At 56.8% G+C, this 4553-nt stretch carries 4 protein-coding genes; all 4 read right to left on the bottom strand.

Going from position 1 to position 4553, the window contains the following annotated elements:
- Positions 1–547: sigma-70 family RNA polymerase sigma factor (locus AB4043_RS15755; protein ID WP_442307473.1), on the bottom strand; the 547-nt coding region annotated here is incomplete at its 3' end.
- Between the two features lie 145 nt (positions 548–692).
- The gene (locus AB4043_RS15750; RefSeq protein ID WP_442298915.1) at positions 693–1433 is read right to left on the bottom strand and encodes a YciI family protein; all 741 of its coding nucleotides are present in this window, start codon (positions 1431–1433) and stop codon (positions 693–695) included.
- Between the two features lie 153 nt (positions 1434–1586).
- Positions 1587–2012, bottom strand: coding sequence for a DoxX family protein (locus tag AB4043_RS15745; protein ID WP_442298914.1), 426 nt, complete (start codon positions 2010–2012; stop codon positions 1587–1589).
- A 345-nt stretch (positions 2013–2357) separates the two neighbouring features.
- On the bottom strand, positions 2358–4406 hold the full coding sequence (locus AB4043_RS15740; protein ID WP_442307472.1) for a hypothetical protein: 2049 nt from the start codon (positions 4404–4406) through the stop codon (positions 2358–2360).
- Positions 4407–4553 lie beyond the last annotated feature (147 nt).

The raw sequence follows: 4553 nt of genomic DNA, 5'->3' as shown, positions 1-4553 counted from the left end.
GTTCTGCTCCGCGCGGAACTTCAAATGGAACGTGGGCGTCGGCGAGCGTTCTTTTGGCGCGGACGATTCGCTGAGCGACAGTGGCTTCTGAAACCAGAAATGCCCTGGCAATTTCTGTGGTGGTCAAACCCCCAAGTAAACGAAGAGTCAATGCGACACGGGCCTCCGTGGTGAGAACAGGGTGGCAGGAGATGAACACCAGGCGCAAAAGGTCGTCACCGATATCGTCATCTAGCGCCGTGTCGTAGTCCGGCACCAGCAACTCCCTTTCCTCCAGTTCGCGACCGAGTTCGGCTTGCCTTTCGCCTAAGCGTTTATTTCTCCGCAGGAGGTCGATCGCCCGATACTTTGCCGCCGCCATGAGCCACGCTCCAGGATTATCGGGGATACCGGAATCCGGCCACTGTTGGAGAGCACTGACAAGAGCATCCTGTGCGAGTTCCTCAGCCAGACCAACATCACTCACGATCCGCGTGATGCCCGCGATAATCCTGGCTGACTCAATTCGCCAGATCGCGTCGACCGTTCGATGTGTATGGGTGGTCATTTCGACTACCGATGACACTATCACCCCGCGCGTGCAGCCTGCTTTTCAGCGACGGCCTCAGTCGACCGGCCTTTGGTCTCGAAGACAAACTCGGCGGTGTTATGGCCTTCGAATGGTTTGATGAACCAGCCGTTTTGAGATTGCCTCAAAGCAGGCTCGAGACTTCCGAGAGGGGACAAATGTCGAGGCCGAGATTCCCTTCGACCTTTCCATCGCGCAGGACCTTGACGAAGCGAGAACCCCATTCGATTGCTTCCTCTCGTGAGCGGACCTGAAGCATACAGAACCCGCCGACGATTTCCTTGGACTCTGTGTAAGGTCCATCCGACACGCTAATTTTGCCTTCTCTGAATTGCAGGCGTGCACCCTTCGAACTTGGCCGAATTGATTCGGCCAACATAAGTATCCCCGCTTCTATCATGTCTTGAGTCCATTTCCTGATCGTCTCGGAACCAAAGTCAGGATCGCTCTCGTGAGCTTTGTCCAGCTTGTACATCATCATGAACCGTGTCATTTGTCCCTCCGGTTTTGGGCAGAGACCCAGGTCCCATGGCTCCTTGACTAAGCCGATATCAACTTCATCAACCGTTCCAGCCAGGCGCGAGGCCCATTGGATCGCCTGCTCCATGGATTCGAGCCGGACGATAGCGAAGCCGGCGATAAAACCATTCCCACCGGGAAAAGGTCCGCGAGTCAAAGTGGGCTTCCCTTCAGAAAATGCGAGGCGCACGCCCATCGAACTCGGCTGAAGTCCTTCGGCAGCAAGCAACGCACCGGATCTACCCATCTCCTCCATCAGCTTGCCCATGTTGCCTATCAGTTCAAGGGTGGGTGGGATGCCAGCTTCTGATTTCTCGTCTGCTTTGTGGATCAAAATGATTCGCATTGTTAAAGCTCCTTATCCATTCGCTCGCGGTTTGGTTGCAGGGCAATCTCAGCCCGACCAGGCGACCAAGCTTCCATAAACGTCAAAGAGTCTGCCTGACCAGATCGACGCGACTGTGCCCCATCTCTCGGTTGTCAGTTGTTCATTTGCTGGCTAGCTCCTCAGAGGAAAGAGCTTCAGCAGGCGGTCATCTCGCAAAAGAAGTCCTGACCACATCAGAACCCCAAAGATCGCGGGGAATAGTGTTTCAAAGAGCGGATCGTTTACGCGCACATTCGCCGAGACGGCGCCTCCGAGGTACGCGGTCAATAGTACCGCTCCAAAAATTGAGGTACGGGGGATGGCGTAAATCACGGTGCAGACCAACAAAAGGATGGCGATACCGGGAGCGAGGCTCGCGGAATACCCGAGCCGAGCGAAAGCCTCCAGGACGGGAGAAATTTTCAACAGTTTGCCTGCGGCGTCGAATAGCAAAAACAGGATGGCGATGACGGTGATAACGCGTCCGGCCCAGAGCCTTTTCCTTGAGAAATGGGGGGCTGGGGCGCTCGATTGCGCGGATTCGATTGCTGACTGCATGAGGTTCTCTCCGGTTGTGGCTTATGAGGGGAAAGAGATCAATGGACAAACCAAAATCCCGCTCTATATATGCGTCGAACGGATTCTTCCAAAATCGACATGCCCGGAGTTTTAAAGCAGATTTTTTCTCCTTGACTCTTCGAAGTGGAGCGTAATTTCCCAATTAGCTTTGATATCGGAGGCATCAAGCACTACCGCATGGGCTACGGTTAACGGGTTCTCAGTGTTCGACGGCAGCCTAAATGTTGTAGACCGGAAGGGCTTGCTGGCGAACGAGCATAAATCCTGCTTCGACTCTTACCGCCAGCACTTAGTTCCTCAAAACGCATCGCCAAATTTCTGGCGTTAGGGTTTGACACCCGGCTCGGTGGTCTGGCCCGGTACCGTCGCGCGGATGCTGCCAGGTCTCCAGCCGCGAGCAATAGTCAGATCCTGAGCCACTTTGGCAGTCATTGCGGTAATGTTCACGTATCCCGCGCGTCCGTATAACGCGGGCACATACTGCCCATCGCGCACAGTTGCATAGTGCTTCCAGGCATCAAGCGCGCTGTCGAGGTGGCGGATCGCGGAGGCCTGCTGGCTGGCATCACTGGTCAGGTCATATAGCCCAAGGTCGCTTGCCGCGTGAATCTTTTCTGCGTAATAGTGTGCCAGCCATGCCAACGATTCRCAGTCTACGAGGGTCTTGCGAAACTCCACGGCATTGGCACCCGGAGTCTGCATCCGCAACGCCGCGACCGACTGCAGGGTGGCTCGCGACTCCTCCTCAAGGGCATCCGCTATCTGCAACGGGGTAGTCTTCGTCATTGGCCGCTTCTCGAGCACATTCGTGCGCCACTGGCGGATGTTCAGCACGTTCGCGCCCGGCATCGACTCACCCTCGGCAAAGTCGAGGACGGTGTAGTAGTTCTTGTCCGCGGGCCTCTTCGACGAAGACTCAGGGAACCACTTGATATCGATGTCGCCCCAGAAGAATCGGGTGATCAGCGGCATGGTCTGCGACGCAGACTGGAGCGCGCGATAGAGCCCAAACGCGCTCACACCGGGAAAACGGGCCGCCAGCACCTCCTGAAAGTGCGTGTCCGGGATCGTGGGGTCGTAGCTCAATCTGCCCATCAGCATGAAGCTGTACCACTGCTTCTGAATGACCAGTTCATGCGGACCCGGACCGGGATCACGGTCCAGGAACTCGCGCCCCAGACAGTATCCGTCCGCGYCCATCATGTAGCCGCCGGAGACCTCGGCGGGCGGCATATTGTCCACATAGTCCCGCAGGTAGTCCGGATCGCCGAAGCGGAACGAATAGATGTCATCGTTGCGGACCTCCAGCCACATCTTTTTCCCAGGAGGAAGAACGTCCAGCGCCTCCTGGATCATGGGCGGGTTGGCGATCGAATACATGTGCGCGACGGAGTATTTGTAGCTGAAGTCGACGGGACCGGAAAAGTCCTTCCAGCGCTGCATGATCTGACTGAGGCTGGTCTGATGAAAGCGATGGATGATGTGGAACTTGCGATGTGGCTCCTGGCGCAGCGCATTCCGCGCTCCCTCGCCGTAGGTGGCCCAGACCCAGTCTTCCTTCGCGTCATCCGTGGCTCCGGGCATGTTTTCACCCGAGGTGATCCCCATGCCGTCCAGCAGCGGATAGGTCTTAATGAGCTCGCGGACCGAGTCGCGCGTATAGGCGACGGTTGTGGCATTGGACATCGCATCCGTGATGTTGTATTTTCCGGTTGCTCCGTGGGTGAAGACATTCCACGTGAAGATGTAGACTGCGATACCTCGATCGTGCGCGTACTCCATCACTTCCCGCCAGAAGGCAATCTTCTGATCCATCGTCATCTTCTTCACGACGGCATGATCGGTATACGCTCCGTTTGCGTCGGTCTTTCCCTGCCACACGTCATCGAGCGCGACGTCGGGAAACTCCGGCACCTTGACCATCGATGGAAACGGATGTTCGCTCCACAGCGAGAGCAGGTTGTAGCGGTCGCGGGCCATCTCATCGATAAAGTCGTGCCAAAAGTCCATCGACCACATCTCGGGGATATTGCTCTGCGATGCCGTGGTTCTGTCGGAGTAGGTGGGGGTCCTCCAGTCCAGGGGCAGGTTGAACTTGATGCCGCGGTCGAGAACATGCGGTGTGTGAAGACGATGGTCGGAGACGAGTTCTTTCAGCGTGCCCAGGCGCAACGCCTCGGCGATATCCAGGCCACCATACATGGCGCCCGACGCATCGCCCGACGTTACGACGACCGTGCCATCTGAAACCCTGCTGAACCGGTAGGCCTGCGCCCCGAGCGAGCGGTCGGTCTTGAAAGTCACGCGAGGCTCGGCAACGGCTGCGGCCTTCGCTGCTGCGCCGATCTCCCGCGTCGCAAACTCCGTGGGCATAGCATGGGCAACCCTGGCACCAACCGCGGTTGCCGCGAACAATATGTACGAAAGCACATGGATCTTCATTGATCACCACCAGGTTTCCGGTTGCACCAACATAATAGCCAACTATTTCGCAGTATTCATGTGCTCAATGTTCATAAC

The sequence above is a fragment of the Terriglobus sp. YAF25 genome, from assembly GCF_052113305.1.
GTDB lineage: Bacteria > Acidobacteriota > Terriglobia > Terriglobales > Acidobacteriaceae > Terriglobus.
Note: the sequence above shows the minus strand (reverse complement) of the source record. Positions and strands in the feature narration are given on the sequence as shown.

What these genes read in the sequence shown, in the direction of transcription:
- AB4043_RS15750 (WP_442298915.1), bottom strand. Translation starts at nt 1,433, where the DNA reads ATGCGAATCATTTTGATCCACAAAGCAGACGAGAAATCAGAAGCTGGC.
- AB4043_RS15745 (WP_442298914.1), bottom strand. Translation starts at nt 2,012, where the DNA reads ATGCAGTCAGCAATCGAATCCGCGCAATCGAGCGCCCCAGCCCCCCAT.